Source organism: Achromobacter animicus (genome assembly GCF_040775605.1).
In the GTDB taxonomy this organism is placed as follows: Bacteria; Pseudomonadota; Gammaproteobacteria; order Burkholderiales; family Burkholderiaceae_B; genus Achromobacter; species Achromobacter animicus.
The window spans coordinates 4,838,302-4,861,600 of sequence record NZ_JAYGJK010000001.1; the positions used below are offsets into that span (position 1 = coordinate 4,838,302).

The 23,299-nt window shown below is 67.7% G+C and carries 21 protein-coding genes; 16 read left to right on the plus strand and 5 right to left on the minus strand.

Translation table 11 applies throughout. The annotated features are described in order from the left end of the window. Positions 1 to 60: 60 nt before the first annotated feature. Entirely contained in the window at positions 61 to 585 is a 525-nt protein-coding gene (locus tag AB3147_RS22155; protein ID WP_367352973.1) for a chromate transporter, read from the minus strand. Continuing rightward, positions 582 to 1,157, minus strand: coding sequence for a chromate transporter (locus AB3147_RS22160; RefSeq protein WP_175186300.1), 576 nt, complete (start codon positions 1,155 to 1,157; stop codon positions 582 to 584). Before AB3147_RS22160 ends, AB3147_RS22155 begins: the two co-directional genes overlap by 4 nt. A gap of 138 nt (positions 1,158 to 1,295) precedes the next feature. Here AB3147_RS22160 and AB3147_RS22165 point away from each other — a divergent pair, with 138 nt between their 5' ends. From AB3147_RS22165 to AB3147_RS22220, 12 genes are all read left to right on the plus strand, one after another. Continuing rightward, positions 1,296 to 2,225, plus strand: a complete 930-nt coding sequence (locus AB3147_RS22165; protein ID WP_175124492.1) for a LysR substrate-binding domain-containing protein — start codon at positions 1,296 to 1,298, stop codon at positions 2,223 to 2,225. Positions 2,226 to 2,422: 197 nt separating this feature from the next. Beyond that, positions 2,423 to 3,241, plus strand: a complete 819-nt coding sequence (murI, locus tag AB3147_RS22170; RefSeq protein WP_367352974.1) for a glutamate racemase — start codon at positions 2,423 to 2,425, stop codon at positions 3,239 to 3,241. A gap of 86 nt (positions 3,242 to 3,327) precedes the next feature. Next, positions 3,328 to 3,753, plus strand: a complete 426-nt coding sequence (locus AB3147_RS22175; RefSeq protein ID WP_218343085.1) for a universal stress protein — start codon at positions 3,328 to 3,330, stop codon at positions 3,751 to 3,753. Between the two features lie 9 nt (positions 3,754 to 3,762). Beyond that, positions 3,763 to 4,191, plus strand: coding sequence for a universal stress protein (locus AB3147_RS22180; RefSeq protein WP_279970912.1), 429 nt, complete (start codon positions 3,763 to 3,765; stop codon positions 4,189 to 4,191). Between the two features lie 9 nt (positions 4,192 to 4,200). Next, positions 4,201 to 5,517 (plus strand): PQQ-dependent sugar dehydrogenase, encoded by a 1,317-nt coding sequence (locus AB3147_RS22185; protein WP_367352975.1) that lies wholly within the window; start codon positions 4,201 to 4,203, stop codon positions 5,515 to 5,517. 79 nt (positions 5,518 to 5,596) lie between these two features. Next, positions 5,597 to 6,301, plus strand: coding sequence for an SDR family oxidoreductase (locus AB3147_RS22190; protein WP_175124487.1), 705 nt, complete (start codon positions 5,597 to 5,599; stop codon positions 6,299 to 6,301). 144 nt (positions 6,302 to 6,445) lie between these two features. After that, the gene (locus tag AB3147_RS22195) at positions 6,446 to 7,996 is read left to right on the plus strand and encodes a DUF1800 domain-containing protein (protein ID WP_367352976.1); all 1,551 of its coding nucleotides are present in this window, start codon (positions 6,446 to 6,448) and stop codon (positions 7,994 to 7,996) included. Next, complete coding sequence (locus tag AB3147_RS22200; RefSeq protein WP_175137730.1) at positions 7,993 to 9,369, plus strand: DUF1501 domain-containing protein; 1,377 nt, start codon at positions 7,993 to 7,995, stop codon at positions 9,367 to 9,369. Before AB3147_RS22195 ends, AB3147_RS22200 begins: the two co-directional genes overlap by 4 nt. 95 nt (positions 9,370 to 9,464) lie before the next feature. Next, positions 9,465 to 9,929 carry a GNAT family N-acetyltransferase gene (locus AB3147_RS22205; RefSeq protein ID WP_239212897.1) on the plus strand — a complete coding sequence of 155 codons (465 nt, stop codon included), beginning with the start codon at positions 9,465 to 9,467 and terminating at the stop codon, positions 9,927 to 9,929. A gap of 101 nt (positions 9,930 to 10,030) precedes the next feature. Next, positions 10,031 to 10,399, plus strand: a complete 369-nt coding sequence (locus tag AB3147_RS22210) for a COG4315 family predicted lipoprotein (RefSeq protein WP_175137728.1) — start codon at positions 10,031 to 10,033, stop codon at positions 10,397 to 10,399. A gap of 24 nt (positions 10,400 to 10,423) precedes the next feature. Then, positions 10,424 to 10,954 (plus strand): RNA polymerase sigma factor, encoded by a 531-nt coding sequence (locus AB3147_RS22215; protein ID WP_175124480.1) that lies wholly within the window; start codon positions 10,424 to 10,426, stop codon positions 10,952 to 10,954. Beyond that, entirely contained in the window at positions 10,951 to 11,766 is an 816-nt protein-coding gene (locus AB3147_RS22220) for an anti-sigma factor family protein (RefSeq protein ID WP_286937635.1), read from the plus strand. Before AB3147_RS22215 ends, AB3147_RS22220 begins: the two co-directional genes overlap by 4 nt. Before the next feature lie 44 nt (positions 11,767 to 11,810). Here AB3147_RS22220 and AB3147_RS22225 read toward each other — a convergent pair whose 3' ends face one another. Genes AB3147_RS22225 through atzF form a run of 3 tightly spaced genes read right to left on the minus strand, consistent with a single transcriptional unit; the run spans position 11,811 to position 18,057 of the window. Next, positions 11,811 to 12,539 (minus strand): GntR family transcriptional regulator, encoded by a 729-nt coding sequence (locus AB3147_RS22225; protein WP_367353571.1) that lies wholly within the window; start codon positions 12,537 to 12,539, stop codon positions 11,811 to 11,813. After that, on the minus strand, positions 12,536 to 16,174 hold the full coding sequence (gene uca / locus AB3147_RS22230) for an urea carboxylase (protein ID WP_367352977.1): 3,639 nt from the start codon (positions 16,172 to 16,174) through the stop codon (positions 12,536 to 12,538). Before uca ends, AB3147_RS22225 begins: the two co-directional genes overlap by 4 nt. A 50-nt stretch (positions 16,175 to 16,224) precedes the next feature. Next, positions 16,225 to 18,057: an allophanate hydrolase gene (gene atzF, locus AB3147_RS22235; protein ID WP_367352978.1), complete on the minus strand. Its 1,833-nt coding sequence runs from the start codon at positions 18,055 to 18,057 to the stop codon at positions 16,225 to 16,227. A gap of 371 nt (positions 18,058 to 18,428) precedes the next feature. On the opposite strand from atzF, the gene urtA reads away from it, so the two are divergent. From urtA to urtD, 4 genes are read left to right on the plus strand one after another with little or no spacing between them, the layout of a single operon-like run. Then, positions 18,429 to 19,682 carry an urea ABC transporter substrate-binding protein gene (gene urtA, locus AB3147_RS22240; protein WP_128827272.1) on the plus strand — a complete coding sequence of 418 codons (1,254 nt, stop codon included), beginning with the start codon at positions 18,429 to 18,431 and terminating at the stop codon, positions 19,680 to 19,682. Between the two features lie 25 nt (positions 19,683 to 19,707). Beyond that, positions 19,708 to 21,339, plus strand: a complete 1,632-nt coding sequence (gene urtB / locus AB3147_RS22245; RefSeq protein WP_175137723.1) for an urea ABC transporter permease subunit UrtB — start codon at positions 19,708 to 19,710, stop codon at positions 21,337 to 21,339. Beyond that, positions 21,336 to 22,463 carry an urea ABC transporter permease subunit UrtC gene (urtC, locus tag AB3147_RS22250; RefSeq protein ID WP_367352979.1) on the plus strand — a complete coding sequence of 376 codons (1,128 nt, stop codon included), beginning with the start codon at positions 21,336 to 21,338 and terminating at the stop codon, positions 22,461 to 22,463. Before urtB ends, urtC begins: the two co-directional genes overlap by 4 nt. Further along, a complete protein-coding gene (gene urtD / locus AB3147_RS22255) occupies positions 22,460 to 23,299 on the plus strand; it encodes an urea ABC transporter ATP-binding protein UrtD (RefSeq protein WP_218343079.1) in 840 nt (279 codons plus the stop codon). The genes urtC and urtD overlap by 4 nt, the downstream gene beginning before the upstream one ends.

The following is a 23,299-nucleotide window of genomic DNA, read 5'->3' on the forward strand; positions in this document are numbered from 1 at the left end:
CTGTCCGCAGTGCGCACCCGTGGCGCGTATCGCGCGCTGGGCTCGCAAGAGTCCCCTACGCTAACTGATACCAAGCAAACCGGCCAGCGCGCCCGCGAACAGCAGCCACAACGGGTGAATCCGCGTGACGCTGCCCAGGATCGCCACGATGGCGGCGATGGCGCCCAGCAACCACGTATGGACAGACGCCTCGGTGATGAGCGAGGCGCTGGCCGCGACCAGGCCGACGGTCATCGGGAAGATGCCCGCCTGAATGACCCCGCGCCAAGGGCGGTCCTTGAATTTTTCCCACAGGCCCAGCGCGATGACGGTGATGATCGATGACGGGCCGAATTTGGCGATGGTGGTGGCAAGCACGCCCGGCAACCCCGCGACGTGCCAGCCGACCAGCGTGACGACCATCAGATTGGGCCCCGGTGCGGCCTGGCCCAGCGCGAAGAGCGCGGAAAAGTCGGCGGCGGTCATCCAGCCGTGCACCTCCACGACCTGGCGCTGCATCTCGGGCAGGATGGTGTTGCCGCCGCCGAAGGCCAGCACGGACAGCTGGGTAAAGATCAGGACGAGCGCGGTCAGTGTGTGAATCATCGACGTTGCCTCCAGACCATCAGGATGCTGAGCGGCGTCAGGACCGCCATGGTGGGCAGCAACGGGATGCGCAACACGGCAATCGCAATGAAACAGGCGGTGGCGACCACGCCCGCCAGCCAGTCGCGGCGCTTGATGACCGGCATGCCGATCTTCACCGCCATCGAGATCAGCAACCCGGCCGCGGCGGCGGCCAGGCCGGCGAACAGGTGCTGGATGTCGGGATCGTTCTGGAACCGGTCGTAGACCATGCCCAGCATGATGACGATGATGGACGGCGCCAGGATCAGGCCCATCAGCGCGGCAAAGGCGCCGCGCGGACCGCGGAATTTCATGCCCAGGGCGACGGACAGGTTGATGATGTTGCCGCCCGGCAGGAATTGGCACAGGCCCAGCAATTCGGTGAATTCGGCGCCGGTCAGCCAGCGGTGCTTTTCGACGACCATGCGCCGGGCCAGGGGCAACGCGCCGCCAAAGGCGGTCAGGCCCAGCACGAGGAATCCGTAGAACAACTGGCCGCAAGTAGGGGGAGGCCGTACGCCGGCCTCGTCAAGGGGAAGTGCTGCGTTCATCTTTTTGGTGGCCGGCGCAAGGCCGGCGATGGGAACTGGCGGGGGGCCGCGCCAGAGGTGGATAACGAACTTGCAGCGTACGCTTCGCCTTGAATAATGTCTAATATATGACACGTTCAAAACTCATATCGAACACATATGGCAAGCGTAGATTTGCGGCTCCTGCGTTATTTCCTGGCGGTCGCCGAGGAATCCCACCTGACCAAGGCTGCCGCCCGGCTGGGCATTCGCCAGCCCCCACTCAGCCAGCAGATCCGGGTGCTGGAGGCCGAGTTGGGCGTGACCCTGTTCCACCGCCTGCCGCGCGGCATGGAACTCACGGAAAGCGGCCGCGCGCTGCTGGATGACGCGCGCAACATCATCGCGATGGTGGACCAGGCCGTGGACGGTGTGCGGCGGGTGTCGCAGGGCGAGGCGGGCCGCTTGACGGTGGGGTTCACGGGGTCGGCGGCATTTCATCCGTTCGTGCCGTCGGTCATCCGCCGTTTCCGCGAAAGCGCGCCGCACGTGCATCTGGTGCTGGAAGAAAGCAGCACCGGGGAACTGCGCGAGGCCGTGGCCGAAGGACGCATCGATGTCGCCTTCATCCGTGGGGCGCACGCGGACCCGGGCGTACAGATGGAAACCGTGCTTGAAGAGGCCATGCTGGCGGCCTTTCCGGCCGACCATCCCGCCGTCAAGGGCCGCACGCGCAAGCGCATCGCGCTGTCGGAACTGGCGGACGAATCGCTGATCCTGTACCGGCGTCACAGCGGCCCGGGCTTGTACGACGCGATCATTGCCGCCTGCAGCGCCGAAGGCTTCAGCCCGCGCGTCACGCAGGAAGCGCCGCGCATGCTGTCCACGCTGAGTTTTGTTGCCGCGGGGTTGGGCGTGTCGCTGGTGCCGGCGTCGCTGCGCCGCGTGAACATCGAAGGCGTGGTGTACGTCAGCGTGACGCACCCGAAAGCCCTGCGCGCGCCGCTGAACCTGATCTGGCGCGATGCGCCGCTGTCGGGCGCCGCGCGCAAGCTGATCGACGAGGCACGGCGGCAGCGGGACGCATCGCCGGCGGCGGAAAGCCAATAAACCCGCCAATAAACCCGCCAATAAACCCGCCAATAGACCCGCCAGTAAACCCGCCAATAAACCCGCCAATAGACCCGCCAGTAAACCCGCCGGTAAACCCGCCGCTGGACCCGCCGCTTGACCCCGCCGGCAGAACGCCAGTAGGCCCCGGCGCTACACTTGCCGCCACCGCATCCTGCATAGACCAACGTCTTTCCATGCTTTCCGAATCCCCCATCGGCGTGTACGACTCTGGCGTCGGCGGGCTGAGCGTCCTGCGCGCGATCCGCGACGCGCTGCCCAACGAGTCCCTGCTCTACGTCGCCGACTCCGCCCATGTGCCCTACGGGGAAAAGACCCAGGCGTTCGTCGAGCGCCGCGCCTGCGCCATCGCCGACTATTTCGTGTCGCAGGGCGCCCGCGCCATGGTGGTGGCCTGCAACACCGCCACCGCCGCGGCGATCGCGTTGCTGCGCAAGCGTCATCCCGAGCTCATCATCATCGGCGTCGAACCCGCCATCAAACCCGCGGCGCACCTGACGCATACGGGTGTGGTCGGCGTCTTTGCCACGACGGGGACGCTGGCCAGCCCCAAGTTCGCCGCGCTCGTGCAGCGCGAGGCGCCCGAAGTGCGCATCCTGCTGCGCCCTTGCCCGCAGTGGGTCCGGCTGGTCGAGCAAGGCGTGCTGTCGGGCCCCGAGGCCGTTGAGGCCGTGCGCGCACCGGTGGCCGAATTGCGCGAGGCCGGCGCGGACGTGCTGGTGCTGGGCTGCACGCACTTTCCCTTCCTGCGCGACGTGATCCAGGACGCCGCCGGCCCTGGCGTTCCGCTGCTGGAAACGGGCGCGCCGGTGGCGCGCTGGCTGCGCCACCAACTGCAGGAACGCGGCCTGCTGAGGGAACGGGGTCCGGGCGGACTGCGCTTGCAGACCACCGGCGAAGCGCCCGCGCTGGCGCAGCAGGCCAGCCTGCTGCTGGGCACCGCAATGACGGCGGAGACGGTGCCCGACGCGTGGCGGGGAACGCCCCCCCCTTGATCCGACGCATCGCCGGGGCACCGCCGGCGGGGCGAATGTGGGATACAGTGGAACGCACGCCCCCCACGGTTCGCAAGGAGACGCTCATGAAACGCATCCTGATTCCCGTCGACGGTTCGGAACCCGCGCTGAACGCGGTCAAGGCGCTGCTCGACGCGCGCCGCTACGATCCCGTCGAACGCGTGGACCTGCTGACGGTCCAGATTCCCCTGAAGGCCGGCGCGTTCGGCAGCGGCTTGTCGCAGGAAGAGATCGACGCCTATCACCAGGAAGAAGGCGAGGCCGCGGTTGAGTCCGCCCGCGCACTGCTGACGCAGGCCGGCGTGCCGTTCGAGACCCACATCCAGGGCGGCGCGGCGGCAGAGACAATCGTGCGCGTGGCCGAGGAAACTGGCGCAAACGAGATCTTCATGGGGACACGCGGCCTGGGGTCCGTGTCGGCGCTTTTCATGGGGTCGGTCGCCACGGGCGTGCTGTCCCTGACCGAACTGCCGGTCACGCTGGTCAAGTAAGGAGCTGCGATGCTGAATATCCTTGTTCCCGTCGACGGCTCCGAAAACGCCGATCGCGCCGTCATGTACGCCCGCCGCCTCGCGCAGGGCGCCAAATCGGCGCGCATCCATCTCATCAACATCCAGACCCCGCCACGCGGACGCGCCGGGGTGTCGCGCCTGATCACGCAGGACATGATCAATGACTTCTACGCCCGCGAAGGCCGCGAAGCGTCAGAAGAGGCGCGCAAGCAGCTGGATTCGGCCGGCGTGGACTATGTCAGTCATGTCGTCTTTGGCAACGCGCCGGCGGAAATCGCGGGTTATGCGCAGGACCATGGCTGCGCGCGCATCGTCATGGGCACGCGCGGCAATGGCAAGCTGACCAACATCCTGATCGGGTCGGTCGCCAATCAGGTCGTGCAGTTGGCGCACGTGCCGGTCACGCTGGTGAAGTAGGCGCGCGTCATGCCTACCCTGCGCATCCTGCCGGCGGCCGTCCTGGCGTTGACGCTGCTCGGCGCCTGCGGCGAGGTTGCCAAGCTGCCCGTCGAAGCGGGCATGGGTCCTGATCCCCAACTGCCGCCGCCCAACACCACGCTCATTCCCACGGTGAACACGGCCAAGGCCGTGGGCTGGCAGGACGGCGCGCAGCCGACGCCCGCCGCCGGCCTTGCCGTCACCGCCTACGCCAGCGGACTAGACCATCCGCGCTGGCTGTACGTGCTGCCCAACGGCGATGTGCTGGTCGCCGAGACCAACGCGCCGCCTAAGCCCGAGGACGCGCCGGGCGGCATCAAGGCGTGGGCCACGGGGTTGGTGATGAAGCGGGCCGGCGCCAAGACCGTCAGCGCAAACCGCATCACGTTGCTGCGCGACGCCGACCACGACGGCGTCGCCGAAACGCGGACCGTCCTGCTGCAAGACCTGAATTCACCGTTCGGCATGGCGCTCATCGGCAACCATCTTTATGTCGCGAATGCGGATGCAGTCGTGCGCTTTCCCTTTACGCCGGGGCAGACGCACATCACCGCCCCCGCCGAGAAGGTCACCGACCTGCCTGCGGGCCTGAACCATCACTGGACCAAGAACCTCATCGCCAGCCCGGACGGGTCGCGGCTGTACGTGTCCGTCGGCTCGAACAGCAACGTGGGCGAAAACGGCATGGACATCGAGGAGGGCCGCGCCGCCATCTGGGAGCTGGACGTGGCCAGCGGCCAAAAGCGCCTTTTTGCGACGGGGTTGCGCAACCCGGTCGGCATGGCGTGGGGGCCGGACGGCAAGACGCTGTGGACGGCGGTCAACGAGCGCGATGAATTGGGCAGCGACCTTGTTCCCGACTACATGACCTCTGTGCGCGACGGCGGCTTCTATGGCTGGCCGTACAGCTATTTCGGCCAGCACGTCGATACGCGTGTGACGCCGCCGCGGCCGGACCTCGTGGCGCAGGCCATCGTGCCCGATTACGCGCTGGGCCCCCACACCGCCTCGCTGGGCTTGGCGTGGTCGGGCGGCGCCAAGCTGCCGGCGCCCTTCGTCAACGGCATGTTCGTCGGCCAGCACGGATCTTGGAACCGCGATCCGCGCAGCGGTTACAAGGTGATCTTCGTGCCCTTCGACCAGAACCAGCCCGCCGGTCCGGCCCTGGACGTGCTGACCGGATTTCTCAATGACGCCGGCCAGGCGCAGGGCCGGCCGGTGGGCGTGGCCATCGACGCGCAGGGCAGCCTGCTGGTGGCGGACGACGTGGGCAACGTGATCTGGCGCGTGGGGTCCAAGCCGTAGCCGTCCGCGTCCGGCGTCTTGGGCCGCACGCCCACCCGCCCCTACAATGGCCGCTCCCGAATTCCAGACTGGAGCGAGCATGAGCACGGAAAAAGTGGCGATCCTCACGGCGGCCGGCAGCGGCATGGGTGCGGCGGCGGCGCGCAAGCTGGCGGCGGACGGCTACCGCGTGGCCATCCTGTCCTCGTCCGGCAAGGGCGCGGCGCTGGCGCAGGAACTGGGAGGCCTGGGCGTCACCGGCTCAAACCGCTCGACCGAAGACCTGTCCCGCCTGGTTGAAGCCACCCTGCAGAAGTGGGGCCGCGTCGATGCGGTGGTCAACAGCGCCGGCCACGGTCCCAAGGGTCCGCTGCTGGAGATCAGCGACGACGACTGGCACCTGGGCATGGAGTTCTATCTGCTGAACGTCGTGCGCATCACCCGCCTGGTCGCGCCGGTGATGAAGCAGCAGCAGTCCGGCGCCATCGTCAACATTTCCACCTACGCCACCTTCGAGCCGGAAGCGCTGTTTCCGACGTCGGGCGTGTTCCGCGCGGGTCTGGCCGCCTTCACCAAGGTCTTTACCGACGAATACGCGCAGCACAATGTGCGCATGAACAACGTGCTGCCCGGCTTCATCGACAGCCTGCCCGAAAAGGAAGACCGCCGCGTGCGCATTCCGATGGGCCGCTACGGCACGGCGCAGGAAGTGGCGGACCTGATCGCGTTCCTGGCCTCCGATGCGTCCTCCTACATCACCGGCCAGAACATCCGCATCGACGGCGGCATCACGCGCTCCGTGTGACGCGCGCTGTATGACGCTTGCGCGACGCGCCATATCCGCCTGATCTCATGCGTTTGGTGTAGTCCCTCGTCCGAATGACGGTATTGAAGGCCCCGCCGGGCTTTTAGTACCGTAAGTTTTTGCATTCGATGAGGTGCCCGGCGCATGACCGCTACGCTGTCAGCGGCTGCGCAGCAGTCCGCATCCCCGACTCCCGGCCAGGCTTCGCGCTTTCTGGCGCAGGCGACGTTCGGCCCCACGCCGGCCGACATAGACGCCGTCGTGCGCGGCGGCTACGCGGCGTGGCTGGACGCGCAGCTGGCGATGCCGCCGTCGCAGACGCACTTCGATTGGCTGCTGCAAAAGAACCGGAATACCGAGGCCTTCAAGGGCAACGGCATCAACGCGCCGCTGGAATCGACGTTGTGGCGCAAGTTCATCAGTGCGCCCGATCAGGTGCGCACGCGGGTTGCGTTCTCGCTGTCGGAGATCTTCGTCGTCGGCGTTTCGTCCATCACGGCGTCGTGGCCGCTTTTTGGCGCGGCGGGCTTCATGGACCTCTTGGCCAAGCACGCGCTGGGCAACTACCAGGACCTGCTGACCGCCGTGACGCAGAACCTGTCAATGGGCTGCATGCTGACCTATCGCGGCAACCGCAAGGAAGATCCCAAGACCGGCCGCCACCCCGACGAAAACTATGCGCGCGAGGTGATGCAGCTGTTCAGCATCGGCCTGCTGGTGCTGAACCAGGACGGCACGGTGAAGATGGTGAACGGCGCGCCCGTCGAAACCTACACCAATGCGGACGTGCAGGGGCTGGCCAAGGTCTTCACGGGCTGGGACATCAACGGGCCGGAGACGAACGTGGAGTTTCATCGCCGTCCCATGGCGCTGAACAACGCGTTGCACTCGATGTCGGAAAAGCGCTTCCTGGGCGCGGTCATCCCGCCCGGCACCGACGGCCATCTGTCGCTCAAGCGCGCCATGGAGGTCATCAGCGCCCATCCCAATGTCGGGCCTTTCATCGGCATGCAGCTCATCCAGCGCATGGTGACCAGCAATCCCAGTCCCGCGTATGTCGGCCGGGTGTCGGCCGTGTTCAACGACGACGGCACGGGCCAGCGCGGCAACTTGAAGGCCGTGGTGCGCGCCATTCTGCTGGACCCCGAGGCGCGCCAGCCGGACCTGTCTTCGCCCCATTGGGGCAAGGTGCGCGAGCCCATCCTGCGCTTTTCGGGCTGGGCCCGCGCATTCGGGGCCACGTCCACCAACGGCGAATGGGCCATGCCGGACACCACGGACAACACGATCCGGTTGGCGCAGAGTCCCATGCGGTCGGCCACGGTGTTCAACTTCTTCCGGCCCCGCTACGTGCCGCCGGTCACCGAACTGGCCCGCCGCCATCTGGTCGCCCCGGAACTGCAGATCACGGACGAGACCAGCATTGCGGGCTACCTGAACTTCCTGGCGATTTACGCGGACCGCGGCTGGGAGGATCTGCAGACGAGCTATACGCCCGAGATCGCGCTGGCCAAGGATCCTGAAGCACTCGTGGCGCGCGTCGTGCTGCTGCTGGCGGGCGACGCCTTCAGCGCACGCACGGCGGCGTCCATCGCCAAGGCCGTGGCCACGCTGCCGCCGGACCGCCCGCGCGACCGGGTTCGCGCCGCGATCATGCTGGTGGCCGCCACGCCTGAATACCTGGTGCAGAAATGACAGACCGCCGCGACCTTGACCGCCGTGCCTTCCTGCTGCGCGCCTTTGCGCTGGGCGCGACCCGCGCGGCCGCCCCGCTGGCGCTGAACCTGGCCGCCATCGGCGCCGCTGCCGCGCAATCCGCCCCGCCCTCGTACAAGGCGCTCGTGTGCGTCTTCCTGTACGGCGGCAACGATCCCTACAACACGCTGGTCCCGTACGATCCGTCTTCGTACCGCGCGTATTCCACGGCGCGCAGCGACATCGCGCTGCCCCGCGACGCGCTGCGCGCCACCCTGCTGCGCGGCAAGGCCGACACGCAGGGCGGCATGCAGTTTGCGCTGGCCCCCGCGCTGGCGCCGCTGGCCCCCCTGTACGAGCGCGGCGACATGGCGGCGTTGCTCAACGTGGGACCGCTGATCGTGCCCACGACCAAGGCCGAATACATCGGGGCGCGCGTGCCGCTGCCGCCCAAGCTGTTCTCGCACAACGACCAGCAATCGGTCTGGCAGGCACTGGCGCCGGAGGGCGCATCGTCGGGTTGGGCCGGCCGCCTGACGGATCTGTTCGCGGGCGCCAACGCGCAGCGCACCTTCACCGGCATCACGGCGGGCGGCAGCACGGTGCTGCTGGCCGGGCGCAAGGTGGCCGGTTATCGCGTGGGCATCAACGGCTCGACACAGATCGACCTGCTGCATCGCGACATGTACGGTTCCAGCGCCTGCACCGCGCTGCTGCGAGACCTGATCACCGAGCCGCGCGAACACCTGATGGAACGCGAGATGTCGCGCATCGCCGCGCAATCCATCTCGGCCGACACGCGCCTGCGGGCAGCCTTGGCGGACGTCGCCGTGCCGGGGGACTTTTCAACGCCGCTCGCGCAGCAACTGCGGATCGTGGCGCGTATCATCGCCGCCCGCGACACGCTGGGCGCGCGGCGTCAGGTGTTTTTTGTGTCGCAGAACGGCTATGACAACCACACGGGACTGAACGACACGCACCCGGCACTGCTGAAGGAGATGGGCCAGGCGCTGGCGGTGTTCCAGAGCGCGCTGGCAGAGATGGGCGTAGCCGATCAGGTCACCACCTTCACAGCCTCCGAGTTCGGCCGCACGCTGGGCTCCAACGGCAACGGCTCGGATCACGGTTGGGGCTCGCATCACTTCGTGCTGGGCGGCGCGGTCAACGGCGGCCGCTGCTACGGCGCCCACCCGGAAATCGCGCTGAATGGGCCTGGATTCGTCGACAACGGCCGGCTGCTGCCCACTACGTCGGTGGATCAGTTGGGCGCAGACCTGGGCGCGTGGTTCGGCGCCAGCCGGGACGATCTGCGGACGGTGTTCCCGAATCTGCGGCATTTCGGGCCGGAGCCGTTGGGGATGTTGAAGGGTTAGGCACTGGCGCCCACCGCGCAACCGATCTATAACGTCAGGCAACCCGCCCGCCATCCGGCGGCGCCCGCGCTCCCCCCTTCCCTTCGCACCGCAACATGAGCCTCACCCCCGATCTGGCGTTGCAGCCCGCCACCGAAGAAGATGTGCCGTTTCTGCTGTCCCTGCGCAAGCGCACGATGACGGCGTATCTGGAGCGTGCCGGCATTCCGGTGGACGATGCCGAGCACCTGGCGCGCATCCACTACCACTTTGACGACGCCCAGATCGTCTGGCTGGCCGGCCGTCCTGCCGGCCTGTTCAAGCATTACCGCGATCCAGCGGGCTGGCGCATCGTGCAGATCCAGATCGATCCCGATTTCCAGGGTCAGGGGCTGGGCCGCCGGCTGCTCGCCAAGGTGCTGGACCGGGCGGACAAGGAAGGCGCGCCAGTCACCCTGAGCGTTCTGAAAGGCAATCCCGCCCGGCGGCTGTACGAGGCGCTGGGCTTCACTTCCGTGGAGGAGACAGAGCTGGAGCACGAAATGCGGTATGACCCCGGCGCGGTCCGGCCGGGCGCTTGAACCCTTCGCGGCAGCTTTTTTCCGGACCGCTGGAATAAAGCGGCCCCGGCCGGCGTCCGTAGAGGGCAGTCCCCCAATCCTTTCCCTCTACGAGGCACACCATGCGCAAACACACCGCCGCGGCTCTGGCTCTTGCCTGCGCCGCCCTGTTCTCGGCCGGCGCCCACGCCCAGGCCGTCAAGACCCAGAACGGCATTCTGGTCGATAGCGCCGGCATGACGCTGTACACCTTCGACAAGGACACCGCGGGCAAGAGCGCCTGCGTTGACCAGTGCGCCAAGGCCTGGCCGCCCGCCATGGCCACCGGCGACGCCAAACCGATGGGCGACCTGACGGTCATCACCCGCCCCGACGGCAGCAAGCAATGGGCCTACAAGAACAAGCCGCTGTACCTGTTCGCCAAGGACACCAAGCCGGGTGACAAGACCGGCGACAACTTCAAGGAAATCTGGCACGTCGTCAAACCCTGATCCGGACTGCTGCCCGATCAGACCATGCGCGCCGAAGACGAAGCCCAGATCCTGGCCTGCATCCCCAGCCTGCGGCGTTACGCGCGCGGGCTGACGGGCGACCCCGACCGGGCCGACGACCTCGTTCAGGACACGCTGGAGCGCGCATGGAGCCGCTATTCCCGCTGGCAGCGGCGCGGCGAACTGCGCGCCTGGATGTTCGGCATCATGCACAACCATTTCATCGACGGTGTGCGCGCCGCCAGCCGGCGCACCGACCAGACGGCGCCGGGCGACCTGCCCGACGCGCCGGTGCGCGCCACCCAGACCGATCAGCTTGAAGTGCGCGACCTGGACCGCTGCCTGCAGGCCCTGCCGGCCGAGCAGCGCGAGGTCCTGCTGCTGATTGCGGTCGAAGACCTTTCCTATCAGGAGACCGCACGCATCCTGTCGGTGCCCATCGGCACCGTCATGTCGCGCCTGTCGCGCGCCCGCGAGAAGCTCGGCGCACTGATGCGCGGCCGCGATGCCGCGCCGCGACTGCGGCCCGTTCCCACCCCGCGTGAAATGCCATGAACGACAAACGCCTCCACCCGGTTCCCGCCGCGGGCACGCCGATCACCGAAGCCGATCTGCATGGCTACGCGGACGGCCAACTCTCCGCCGCGCGTCATGCCGAGGTGGCCGCCTTTCTGGCCGCGCATCCGCAGGACCAGACGCGCGTGGACGACTGGCAGGCGCAACGGCGCGCGCTGCATGCCTTGCTGGACCCCGTGCTGGACGAACCGCTGCCGCTGCGCCTGCCGCTGCGCGCCCCGGCACGGACGTGGCCGTGGCGCGCGATGGCGGCCAGCGTGGCGATTGCCGCGGTCAGCGCCAGCTTGGCGTGGTTCGCGCGCGGCGCCGTCGACGCGCGTCATCTGCAAGCCGCGCTGGCCACCGCCAGTCCCGAGCGCGCGGCGGGCGGCTACGCCCAGCGCGCCGCCATCGCCCACGCCGTGTTTGCGCCCGACATGGGCCGGCCCGTTGAAGTCAGCGGCGACAACGAGAAGGCGCTGGTGACCTGGCTGACCAAACGCATGGGCGCGCCGATGCGCGCACCGTCGCTGTCGAAAACGGGTTACGAATTGATCGGCGGACGCCTCCTGCCCGGCGGCGCGGGGCCCGTCGCGCAGTTCATGTACGGCGCTGCCGATGGGCAGCGCCTGACGTTGTATGTGACGCGGGAAGCGGCAGGCGGGCAGACCGCCTTCCAGTTCACGCAGGAAGGACCCGTCCGCGTGTTCTATTGGGTCGAAGGCGAGTTCGGCTACGCGCTGTCCGGCGCGGTCAGCCGCGATGAGTTGCAGCGCGTGTCGCAGGAAGTCTACCGGCAGCTTCAGGGCTGAAGACAGGGGCTCGGAACCGAAACCCGCCAACTGCCCTCGACCTTTCAACCGGCGCTGGCGCGCGCCTCGTGCAGCATGTGCAGCGTGATCTTGCGCACCTCGGCCTTGCTCATGTCGATATGGGATCGCAGCAAGCGCGCGGCCTCATCGGTGCGGCGCGCCAGCACCGCACGCAGAATGGCCGCGTGTTCGTCGTACGTGGCATCCACCCGGAAGTCCTTCGTGAAATCCAGCCGCCGCACGATGCGGATCTTTTCCGTTACGTCGCGGTGGATCTGCGCCATCTCGGGGTTGCCGGCCGCGGCGACCAGCGCGCAATGAAACGCCTCGTCCAGCTGCCCCACCAGCCGGCCGTCCAGGATGCGCTGCGCGGGCGGCACCAGCCACACGTCGGTCAGCGCGCCCAGCATCCCGGCCCGATCCATGTCCTGCCGCGCACACAGCTTGTCCACCGCCGCCAGCTCCAGCACCACGCGCACGTCGTACAGCGCCTCGAAGCGTTCGAAATCGAAGGGCCGCACCTGCCAGCCGCTGCGCGGCCGCGCCAGCACGAAGCCTTCACGTTCCAAACGCGCCAGGCCCAGCCGCACCGGCGTGCGGCTCACGCCCAGGCGCGCCACGAGATCGGCCTCGGTGAAGCGTTCGCCCGGCAGCATCCGGAAGCCGAACAGGTCGTCCTTGATGCGCTGGTAGACCTGATCGGCCAGCGAGCCGGCCAGCGCCGGCGCCTGCCGGATTGCCGGACCGGCCTGGACGGCTTCCAGCCGCATCATCCCGTCACGACGCACGTGGCGTCTTCGGTGATCACGACGAGCGGATCGCCCGCGTTGACAGGCTTGCCGGGCACGCAGCGGATCGCCGACACCGTGCCCGAGGCCGGCGCGATGACGGACAGCTCCATCTTCATGGCCTCGACCACCACCAGCGTGTCGCCGGCCGACACGCTCTGCCCCACCTGGACCGGGATCTTCCAGATGTTGCCGCACATATCCGCGCTGACCAGCCGTTCGCCGTCACGCAGCACGGTCTCGGCCTCGGGTTGCGCGGCGGGGGGATCGGCCGCCACGTCCTCGTTCTTCCACAACGCCACCTCGGCATCGAAGGCCGTCTTCTGGCGCGCCTGGAACGCGGCAATGCTGTCCGCCTGTTCGGCCACAAAGCGCTGGTGCGCCGCGAAGTCGAACATCTCTTCTTCGATGCGGACCGTCGCGCGGCCTTCGCGGAAGTCTTCGCGCAGCACATCCAGTTCGGCTTCGGTGACCGGATAGAACCGCACCTGATCGAAGAAACGCAGCAGCCAGGGCTTGCCGTCCTGGAACACGGGATTCTTCAGGAACTTGTTCCAGATGGGCAGCGTGCGTCCCACCAACTGATAGCCGCCGGGCGAATCCATGCCGTAGATGCACATGTAGACGCCGCCGATGCCCACCGTGCCCTCGGCGGTGAAGGTGCGCGCCGGGTTGTACTTGGACGTCAGCAGGCGGTGGCGCGGATCGATCGGCACGGCGCATGGCGCGCCCAGATAGACGTCGCCCAGGCCCATGATGAGATAGCTGGCCTCGAACACGATGCGACTCACCTCGTCGCGCGAATCCAGGCCGTTGATGCGCTGGATGAAGTCCACGTTGTTCGGCAGCCAGGGCGCGCTGGCGCGCACGGTTTCCTGATAGCGCTGCACCGCGCCCAGCGTGGCGCTGTCTTCGAAGGCCATGGGCAGGTAAACGACGCGCGTCGGCACCTTCAGCGTCGCGACGTCGGCCAGTCCTTCCTCGATCTTCAGCAGCCTGGCGATGAGCGCGCCCTGCAGGATCACCCGGCTGTCGTAGCGGATCTGCAGCGAGCGCACGCCCGGCGACAGCTCCAGCACGCCAGCTACGGGGTCGGCGTTCAGTGCTTCCATCAACAGGTGGATGCGCATGCGCAGCGCCAGGTCCAGCACGTTGTCGCCGTATTCCAGCAGCAGGTAGCCGTCGCCCGCCTGCCGGTACGACACCGAGGGACGCGATCCGTCAGCGGGCAGCGCGGCCACGATGGTCTCGGAGACGGTCGCGGGCACGGGCGTCGGCTCCGTCGCAGCGGGAACCGCCGGCGCCAGATCGGCAATGCGGCGGTCCTGCGCAGCTTCCAGCGCCACGGCCTGCGGGTAGTCGATGCGCACGAAGCGGATGCGGTCGCCGGGCTTGACCTGCCCCACCTTCCACAGTTCGGCGCGGGCAATGGTGACGGGGCACACGAAGCCGCCCAGGCTGGGGCCGTCGCGCGTCAGGATCACGGGGCTGTCGCCCGTGAAGTTGATGCTGCCGATCGCATACTCGCAATCGTGGATGTTGGACGGGTGCAGGCCCGCCTCGCCGCCGTTCTCACGCGCCCACGTCGGCTTGGGCCCGATCAGCCGCACGCCCAGGCGGTTGGAGTTGTAGTGCACCTCCCAGTCGGCCGCGAAGAACGCGTCGATGGCTTCCGGCTGAAAAAAGTCCGGCGCGCCGTGCGGGCCGTACAGCACGCCGATCTCCCAGGTGCTCCCGTACTCGGGGATCAGCGTCGCAGGCGCGGCCTGTGGCAGCGTCTCGGGCGGCGCGGCCGTGGCGCCAGCCAGCTCGGGGCGGATCACGGGCAGCATGTCGCCCACGCGCAGCGTGCGGCCGGCATAGCCGCCGAATTGCCCCAGCGCAAACGTGGAGCGGCTGCCCAGATACAGCGGCACGTCCAGACCGTTGCGCACCGCCAGGTAGCTGCGGCAGCCGGACAGCGCACGGCCGGTGGCCAGCACCTGCCCCGACGTCACGAAGATCGGCTGCCACATCGGCACAGGTTCGCCGTCCAGCGTGGCGGCGCACGAGGCGCCGGTCAACGCCACGACGGCATCGCCGTGAAAACGCAGCGTGGGTCCGACCAGCGTGGTCTCGATGCCGGCCGCGTCCGGCGCGTTGCCGACGATGCGATTCGCGACCCGAAACGCGTAGTCGTCCATGGGACCGGACGGCGGCACGCCGATGTCCCAGTAACCCGCGCGGCCGGGATAGTCCTGCACGCTGGTGTAGGTGCCGGCTTCCACGACCTCGATCGCCGACGGGCGGTATGCAAAGCTTTCCAGAAAGCGCGTGGACAGCTGCCCTGCGCGAAAGCGCGCATCGGCCACGATCTGGCGCAGGTAATCCAGGTTGGTCGCAATGCCGTGCAGCCGCGTGCGCGCCAGCGCGTCGGCCAGCTTGTCCAGCGCGGCCTCACGCGTGTCCGCATGCACGATCAGCTTGGCCAGCATCGGGTCATAGAACGCAGGCACGTCCGTGCCGGTCTCGACCCAGCCATCGACGCGCACGCCTTCCGGGAACGAGACCTCGGTCAACACGCCTGGCGACGGCTGGAACTGGCGCAGCGGATCCTCCGCATACAGGCGCACTTCAATGGATGCGCCTTGCGGCGCGCGCGACATGGCTGCGAAATCCAGCGGCTCGCCCGCGGCGACGCGTAGCATGCATTCCACCAGGTCCAGGCCGGTGACGGCCTCGGTCACCGGATGCTCGACCTGCAGGCGCGTGTTGACCTCCAGAAAATAGAAGGCGTCGCGCGCCGGATCGTAGATGAACTCCACCGTGCCGGCAGAGCGGTAGTTCACCGATTCGCCCAGCTTGACGGCGGCATCCAGCAGCGCGGCGCGCGTGGCGGCCGGCAGCAACGGCGCGGGGGTTTCCTCGATGACCTTCTGGTTGCGGCGCTGCACCGAGCAGTCGCGTTCGCCCAGCGCCAGCACGCGGCCCGCACCGTCTCCGAAGATCTGAACCTCGACGTGCCTCGCGTTGTCCACATAGCGCTCGATGAACGCGCCGCCATCGCGAAAGAAGTGCTCGCCCATGCGCTGCACGCTGTCGAACGCCACGGTCAGTTCCGCCTCGTTCTCGCAGCGCGAGAGACCGATGCCGCCGCCGCCCGCCGTGCTCTTGAGCATGACGGGATAGCCGATGCGCTCGGCCTGCGACAGCGCCTCACCCAGGCTGGACAGGAGCCCGGTGCCCGGCGTCATCGGTACGCCGGCTTCCGCAGCCAGTTCGCGCGAGCGGTGCTTCAGCCCGAACTCGCGGATCTGCAGCGGCGTGGGGCCCACAAAGGCGATGCCTGCAGCCTCGCAGGCGTCCGCAAATTCAGCGCTTTCCGACAGAAAGCCGTAGCCGGGATAGATCGCCTGCGCACCCTGTTCGCGTGCGGCGGCCAGCAGCAGATCCATGCGCAGGTAGCTGTCGGCCGCCTTCTCGCCGCCCAGCGCCACGGCCACATCGGCCTCGCGCACGTGCGCGGCGTTGCGGTCCGGATCGGAATAGACGGCCACGCTGCGGATGCCCAGCCGCTTGAGGGTGCGGATGGCGCGGACGGCGATTTCGCCGCGGTTTGCAATCAGAACGGTATCGAACACGGTGCGACTCCCTGAGGTGAGGGCGGGGTTATCGAGTGGGTAGCGGGTAGTCAGCGGGTCGCGGCATTCAGGCTGGCCAGATAGGCCCGCCAGCCGCCGAACGCGGTGATGTCGCGCGCGCCCTCCAGGCCGCGCGGTTCGCAGATGAAGCCCTTGACCAGCCGGCCGTCGGCCAGCTCCAGCGTGCCGATGCCCAGCGGCGCGGGAATCTCGGCCACGAACGCGCCGAAGGCCGTCACCGGCACGTCCCACAGCTCGACCTCGATGGCGGCGCCGCTGTCCATCTTCACCAGCCCGGGCTTGGGCGGTGTGGTGTTGGCCAGGGCGAAGAGGCGGTAGTCGCCCGCCGTCGCCGTCTTCTCGACAAACACCGCGTGGCGCGACGTCAGTTGGTGGTTGAGCGGCATGCCGGTCAGATGCGCGCCCACGACGGCGACGCGCACGGTGTCCGCGGACGGTGCGCCATCCGCCGCCAGCGTGGGCAGCGGCACCCCGGTTGCGCCCAGCGGCAGCCCGCGCCGCGCCTGCCATTGCCTGCCGAACTGCGCCAGCGCGCGGTCCTGCCACGCCAGTCCGATCAGCGTGATGCCGGACGGCAGCCCATCGGCGCGCATGCCGGCCGGCACTGCCAGCGCGGACAGATCGGCCAGATTGGCGAAGTTGGTGTAGACACCCAGGCGGGAATTGAGCGTGACGGGGTCCGCTTCAAGCTGGGCGATGGTGTAGATGGACGGCGAGGTCGGCACGACCAGCGCATCGAAGCCATCCAGCACACGATGGATCTGGCGGGTGAGCTCGGCGCGCCGGTACTCGGCCTTGAAGGCGTCCAGCGCGGTGTAGTTCGCGGCCTGTTCGACAATGCCGCGCACCACCGGATTGATGGCGCCGGGGTTCTCTTTCCACAACGCTTCCACGGCCGCAAAGCGTTCCGCCACCCACGGTCCTTGATACAGCAGCGCGGCCAGTTCGCTGAACGGTGCGAAGTCGATCGGTTCAACCTGGGCGCCCTCGGCACGCAGTGCACGCACCGCGTCGTCGAACGCGGCGGCGGCCTGCGTGTCGCCAAAGAATTCCAGCGATGCGGGCACCGCCAACCGAGGCGCCTTCGGCCACGGCAGCGACGCGCCAACCGGCATGGGGCGCGAATACGGATCGGCATCGTCGTACCCGCCGGCCACTTGCGCCACCTTGTCGGCGTCGTCCACCGTCAGCGCAAAGATCGATACGCAGTCCAGCGTGCGGCACGCCGGCACCACGCCTGCGGTGCTGAGCCAACCCTTGGTGGGTTTAAGCCCGACGATATTGTTGAAGCCGGCCGGCACGCGGCCGGAGCCCGCGGTATCGGTGCCCAGCGAAAACGCCGCGATGCCGCGCGCGACCACCGATGCCGAACCGGAGCTGGAACCGCCGCTGACGTAGGCGGGATCGAACGTGTTGGCCACGGCGCCATGCGGCGATCGCGTGCCCACCAGGCCGGTCGCGAACTGGTCCAGATTCGTCTTGCCGATGAGGATGGCGCCGGCCGCGCGCAGACGGCGCACGACGGTGGCGTCTTCCTGTGGTGCGTAGGCGAACTCGGGGCACGCCGCGGTCGTGGGCCAGCCGGCCGCATCGATGTTGTCCTTGATCGCGAAGGGAACGCCATACAGCGGCAGGCGCGAGATGTCGCCGCCCGCCGCGGCCAGCAAGAGACGCAGGCCGTCGAGTTGTTCGTCGAGCTGCGCGCGGTCCACGCGCCGGATCCAGGCATTGTCTTCGACGTCATCCGGCGCGGCCACATGGCCGGCCAACAAGCCTTCAGGCTGCGCACCGTCGCGGTAGGCGGCCTGCCATTGCGCGATCGTCCAACCGGCGGGGTGCTTCTGCGTTGCTGCGGCATTCATGCTGGAATCCTTTCTTGTATACAAGTACGGATTCCCAAGCAAAGTGCGTGCCATGTTGGCCGCGCACGCCGGTTTCCCTCTAACGCGCGGCAAGACCGCGGGCCTGCCGCTTTCGCAGGCCATGGCATCGGCATGCACGCCGCACCGTCATCGCGCGCAACACGCACCGATTCTGTGCAGACGGCACCGTTCTGATCCCCGCCGCGCTGCGCCGCCATCGCCACGCGCCTTCGCGTAAACCCGCCCGCTTCATACAGCAGCCGCATGCCTGCCAAAACTTGGCACGCGTTTTGCTTTTGAGTCCCTGTGCGACTGCATTTTCAGAACGTTCTCTCGCCGGCCAGGCCGGCACCTTCCATCCAGGAGTCACCATGAAACGCAGACTAGCCCTTAAGCAACTGACCGCCGTGAGCCTGTTGGCCATGACAGGATGGATGCCGCAGGTCCATGCCGCCGAGGACACCATCAAGGTCGGCATCCTGCATTCGCTGTCGGGCACCATGGCCATCTCGGAAACGTCGCTCAAGGACGTGGCCCTGATGACCATCGACGAGATCAACGCCAACGGCGGCGTGATGGGCAAGAAGCTGGAAGCCGTGGTGGTGGACCCCGCCTCGAACTGGCCGCTGTTTGCCGAGAAGTCGCGCCAGCTGCTCGCGCAGGACAAGGTGGCGGTGGTCTTCGGCTGCTGGACCTCGGTGTCGCGCAAGTCGGTGCTGCCGGTGTTCAAGGAACTGAACGGTCTGCTGTTCTACCCCGTGCAGTACGAAGGCGAAGAGCTGGAGAAGAACGTGTTCTACACGGGCGCCGCGCCCAACCAGCAGGCCATTCCCGCCGTGGAATACCTGATGAGCGAAGACGGCGGCGGCGCCAAGCGCTTCGTGCTGCTGGGCACCGACTACGTCTATCCCCGCACCACCAACAAGATCCTGCGCGCCTTCCTGCATTCCAAGGGCGTGAAGGACAGCGACATCGACGAGGTCTACACCCCGTTCGGCCACTCCGACTACCAGACCATCGTGGCCAACATCAAGAAGTTCGCCACGGGCGGCAAGACAGCGGTGATCTCGACCATCAATGGCGACTCGAACGTGCCCTTCTACAAGGAACTGGGCAACGCCGGCCTGAAGGCCACCGACGTGCCGGTCGTGGCGTTCAGCGTGGGCGAAGAGGAACTGCGCGGCGTCGACACCAAGCCGCTGGTCGGCCACCTGGCTGCGTGGAACTACTTCCAGTCCGTCAAGAACCCCGTCAACGACGCGTTCATCGCGAAGTGGAAGGCCTACGCCAAGGCCAAGAATCTGCCCAACGCCAACACCGTCGTGACGAACGATCCGATGGAAGCCACCTACATCGGCATCCACATGTGGAAGCAGGCGGTTGAACAGGCCAAGACCACCGACGTGGACAAGGTCATCGCGGCGATGGGCGGGCAGAAGTTCAACGCGCCGGACGGCTACACGATCGAGATGGACAAGACCAACCACCACCTGCACAAACCCGTCTACATCGGCGAGATCAAGGCGGACGGCCAGTTCAGCGTGGTGTGGAAGAGCAAGGGTCCGATCCGCGCCCAGCCGTGGAGCCCGTACATCCCGGGCAACGAAGGCAAGCAAGGCCTGTAGTCTCAACCCCAAGGAAAAGGCAGCCATGCGCATCGCGGCAATCGCACACTTCTTGCGTCGTTTCCTCCTGGCATGGTTGATCGCCGTGCCGGCGCTGGCCGCGCCCGCGGCCGCCGCCGGCGTGGACCAGGCCCTGCTTGCGCCGCTGGCCGGCGACGACACCGACGCCAGGCTGCAGGCGATTGCCGCGCTGGGCCAACTGCCCGATCCCGCTGCGGCCGCGGTGCTGCAGGCGCTGGGCAGCGACCAGCTCTACGCCACTGCCGACGGCCGCGTGCTGATCGGCGCCGGCGGGTCGCGCGCCACTGACCCCTCCACGGGCGCTGCCGTGGACCTGCCCGCGGACGCGGGCACGATTTCCATCAACAACCGCCTGCGCCGCGCCATCGAGGCCGCGCTGGCGGGATCCCGCCTGTTCTCCGACAACGCCAACGAGCGTCTGGACGCGGCCCGGCGGCTGCAGCAGACCGGCGACCCGGCGCGCCTGCCGATGCTGGAAAAGGCGCTGGCAGCGGAGAAGAACGAGGCCGTGCGCGGCGCACTGCTGATCGCGCAGGCCAATCTCGAACTGAAAAGCGAAGACCCCGCCAAGCGCCGCCACGCGGTGCAGGTGTTGGGCGACACGAAGAATGCGGCCTTCCGGCCCACGCTGGCGGCCTTGACGCAAGAGCGCGACGGGACGTACACCGAACCCGACGCCGGCGTCCGCGAGGCGGCGGCCAATGCGCTCAAGCAGATCGACCGGCACCTGGCCACGATCGAATGGGCCGGCAATCTCTTTTACGGCGTGAGCCTGGGCAGCGTGCTGCTGCTGGCCGCGCTGGGCCTGGCCATCACCTTCGGCCTGATGGGCGTCATCAACATGGCGCACGGCGAACTGCTGATGATCGGCGCCTACGTCACGTACGTGGTGCAGACGGTGTTTCGCGCCTGGCTGCCGGGCTGGCTGGACTGGTATGTCGTGGCCGCGTTGCCGCTTGCCTTCGTGGTGACGGCGCTGGTGGGCATGGCGCTGGAACGCACCGTGATCCGCTGGCTGTATGGCCGTCCGCTTGAAACGCTGCTGGCCACTTGGGGCATCAGCCTGATGCTGATGCAGGGCGTGCGGTCGCTCTTCGGCGCGCAGAACGTGGAGGTCGGCAACCCCAGCTGGATGTCGGGCGGCGTGACCGTGCTGGGCGGGCTGGTGCTCACCTACAACCGGCTCGTCATCATCGGCTTTGCCTTCTTTGTCGTCTTCCTGGTGTGGGCGTTGCTGAACCACACGCGGCTTGGCCTCTTCGTGCGCGCCATCACGCAGAACCGGCGCATGGCGGACTGCGTGGGCGTACCCACCGGGCGCGTCGACATGCTGGCCTTCGGCCTGGGCTCGGGCATCGCTGGGCTGGCCGGCGTGGCGCTCTCGCAACTGGGCAACGTGGGGCCGGACCTTGGCCGCGGCTACATCGTCGACTCGTTCATGGTCGTGGTGCTGGGCGGCGTGGGCCAGCTTGCCGGCACTGTCATCGCCGCGCTCGGCCTGGGCGGCGTGAATAAATTCCTGGAGCCTTACGCGGGAGCTGTCATGGCCAAGATCACCATCCTGGTGCTCATCGTGCTGTTCGTCCAAAAGCGGCCACAAGGCCTGTTCGCCCCCAAGGGCCGGAGCGTCGAATGAAACAGACCGCGCTGACCGACCTGAACCTGCTGGCGCGCCGCCCGATCTTCTCGGGCCGTGTGTGGGCGGCGCTGGCCGCGGGCGTCGTCCTGCTGGCGCTGTTGCCGCTGATGAATCTGGTGTTTCCGCCCGGCCATGCACTGCATGTGTCGGCCTACGCCGTGGCCTTGATGGGCAAGTTCATGTGCTACGCCATGGCGGCGCTGGCGCTGGACCTGGTGTGGGGCTATGCGGGCATCCTGTCGCTGGGCCACGGCCTGTTCTTTGCGCTGGGCGGCTACGCGCACGGCATGTACCTGATGCGCGCCATCGGCCGCGACGGCGTCTACCAGAGCGACCTGCCCGACTTCATGGTGTTTCTGGATTGGAAGACCTATCCCTGGTACTGGTCCTTCACCGAACACTTCTGGTACGCGATGCTGCTGGTGGTGCTGGTGCCCGGCGTGCTGGCCTTCGTGTTCGGCTACTTTGCCTTCCGCTCGCGCATCAAGGGCGTGTACTTCTCGATCATCACGCAGGCGCTGACCTTTGCCGCGATGCTGCTGTTCTTTCGCAACGACACGGGGTTTGGGGGCAACAACGGCTTTACCGACTTCAAGCGCATCCTGGGCTTTGACATCACCGCGCCCGGCACGCGCGCCACGTTGTACTGGGTGACGCTGGCGGCGCTGGCCGGCGCGCTGATTCTTGCGCGCATGGTCACGCAGAGCAAGCTGGGACGCGTGCTGACCGCCGTGCGCGATGCCGAAAGCCGCGTGCGCTTCATCGGCTACGACCCGCTGGGATTCAAGCTGTTCGTGTGGACGCTGTCGGCCGTGCTGTGCGGCATCGCCGGGGCGCTGTACGTGCCGCAGGTCGGCATCATCAATCCCGGTGAAATGTCCACCGAGAACTCCATCGAGATGGTCATCTGGGTGGCGACGGGCGGGCGCGGCACGCTGATCGGCCCCATCATCGGCGCGGGCGCCGTCAACGGCCTGAAGACCTGGTTCACCAGCGTGCTGCCGGAATACTGGCTGTACGCGCTGGGCCTCATCTTCGTGCTGGTGACCCTGTTCCTGCCCACCGGCATCGTCGGTCTTGCCCGCCGCATCGCGGCCCGCGTCCAGGAGAGAAAGGCATGACCACCACGCACATCGAATCTGCCACGCTGGACGGCGGCCCGAGCGGCGACGCCGGCTATGGCCGCGTCAGCCCCAAGGGCCTGGACACCAGCCACGGCGCCATCCTGTACCTGGAAGGCATCACGGTCAGCTTCGACGGCTTCAAGGCGTTGAATGATCTGACGCTGGATATCGGCGTGGGCGAACTGCGCTGCATCATCGGCCCCAACGGCGCCGGCAAGACCACCATGATGGACGTCATCACCGGCAAGACGCGGCCCACGGCGGGCACGGCCTACTTCGGCCAGAGCATCGACCTGACGACGCTGAGCGAGGCGCAAATCGCGCACGCGGGCATCGGCCGCAAGTTCCAGCGCCCCACGGTGTTCGAACAGCACACCGTGTTCGAGAACCTGGAGCTGGCGATGAAGACGGACAAGCGCGTGCGCCCCACCCTGTTCTCGCGGCTGTCCAGCGAACAGGCCGACCGGATCGGCGAGACGCTGGACCTGATCCGGCTGCGGCCCGAGGTATGGCGGCCCGCGGGCCTCTTGTCGCACGGCCAGAAGCAGTGGCTGGAGATCGGCATGCTGCTGATGCAGGAGCCGCAGTTGCTGCTGCTGGACGAACCCGTGGCCGGCATGACCGACGCCGAGACCGAACGCACCGGCGAACTCTTGAACGAACTGCGCGGCCGGCATTCCCTGATGGTGGTGGAACACGACATGGACTTCGTGAACCAGATCGCGGGCGATGGCAAGGTGACGGTGCTGCACGAAGGCTCGGTGCTGGCCGAAGGCCCGATGAGCCGTGTGCAGGCCGACCCGCGCGTGATCGAAGTCTACTTGGGGCGCTGA

Bases quoted from the DNA above. Each gene is read 5' to 3' on its own strand.
- AB3147_RS22220 (WP_286937635.1), top strand. From the start codon at position 10,951: ATGAACGACAAACGCCTCCACCCGGTTCCCGCCGCGGGCACGCCGATC.
- AB3147_RS22215 (WP_175124480.1), top strand. From the start codon at position 10,424: ATGCGCGCCGAAGACGAAGCCCAGATCCTGGCCTGCATCCCCAGCCTG.
- urtB (WP_175137723.1), top strand. From the start codon at position 19,708: ATGCGCATCGCGGCAATCGCACACTTCTTGCGTCGTTTCCTCCTGGCA.
- AB3147_RS22165 (WP_175124492.1), top strand. From the start codon at position 1,296: ATGGCAAGCGTAGATTTGCGGCTCCTGCGTTATTTCCTGGCGGTCGCC.
- AB3147_RS22225 (WP_367353571.1), bottom strand. From the start codon at position 12,539: ATGATGCGGCTGGAAGCCGTCCAGGCCGGTCCGGCAATCCGGCAGGCG.
- AB3147_RS22180 (WP_279970912.1), top strand. From the start codon at position 3,763: ATGCTGAATATCCTTGTTCCCGTCGACGGCTCCGAAAACGCCGATCGC.
- AB3147_RS22190 (WP_175124487.1), top strand. From the start codon at position 5,597: ATGAGCACGGAAAAAGTGGCGATCCTCACGGCGGCCGGCAGCGGCATG.
- murI (WP_367352974.1), top strand. From the start codon at position 2,423: ATGCTTTCCGAATCCCCCATCGGCGTGTACGACTCTGGCGTCGGCGGG.
- AB3147_RS22205 (WP_239212897.1), top strand. From the start codon at position 9,465: ATGAGCCTCACCCCCGATCTGGCGTTGCAGCCCGCCACCGAAGAAGAT.
- AB3147_RS22200 (WP_175137730.1), top strand. From the start codon at position 7,993: ATGACAGACCGCCGCGACCTTGACCGCCGTGCCTTCCTGCTGCGCGCC.
- urtA (WP_128827272.1), top strand. From the start codon at position 18,429: ATGAAACGCAGACTAGCCCTTAAGCAACTGACCGCCGTGAGCCTGTTG.
- AB3147_RS22175 (WP_218343085.1), top strand. From the start codon at position 3,328: ATGAAACGCATCCTGATTCCCGTCGACGGTTCGGAACCCGCGCTGAAC.
- AB3147_RS22185 (WP_367352975.1), top strand. From the start codon at position 4,201: ATGCCTACCCTGCGCATCCTGCCGGCGGCCGTCCTGGCGTTGACGCTG.
- AB3147_RS22160 (WP_175186300.1), bottom strand. From the start codon at position 1,157: ATGAACGCAGCACTTCCCCTTGACGAGGCCGGCGTACGGCCTCCCCCT.
- AB3147_RS22195 (WP_367352976.1), top strand. From the start codon at position 6,446: ATGACCGCTACGCTGTCAGCGGCTGCGCAGCAGTCCGCATCCCCGACT.
- urtD (WP_218343079.1), top strand. From the start codon at position 22,460: ATGACCACCACGCACATCGAATCTGCCACGCTGGACGGCGGCCCGAGC.
- AB3147_RS22155 (WP_367352973.1), bottom strand. From the start codon at position 585: ATGATTCACACACTGACCGCGCTCGTCCTGATCTTTACCCAGCTGTCC.
- urtC (WP_367352979.1), top strand. From the start codon at position 21,336: ATGAAACAGACCGCGCTGACCGACCTGAACCTGCTGGCGCGCCGCCCG.
- atzF (WP_367352978.1), bottom strand. From the start codon at position 18,057: ATGAATGCCGCAGCAACGCAGAAGCACCCCGCCGGTTGGACGATCGCG.
- AB3147_RS22210 (WP_175137728.1), top strand. From the start codon at position 10,031: ATGCGCAAACACACCGCCGCGGCTCTGGCTCTTGCCTGCGCCGCCCTG.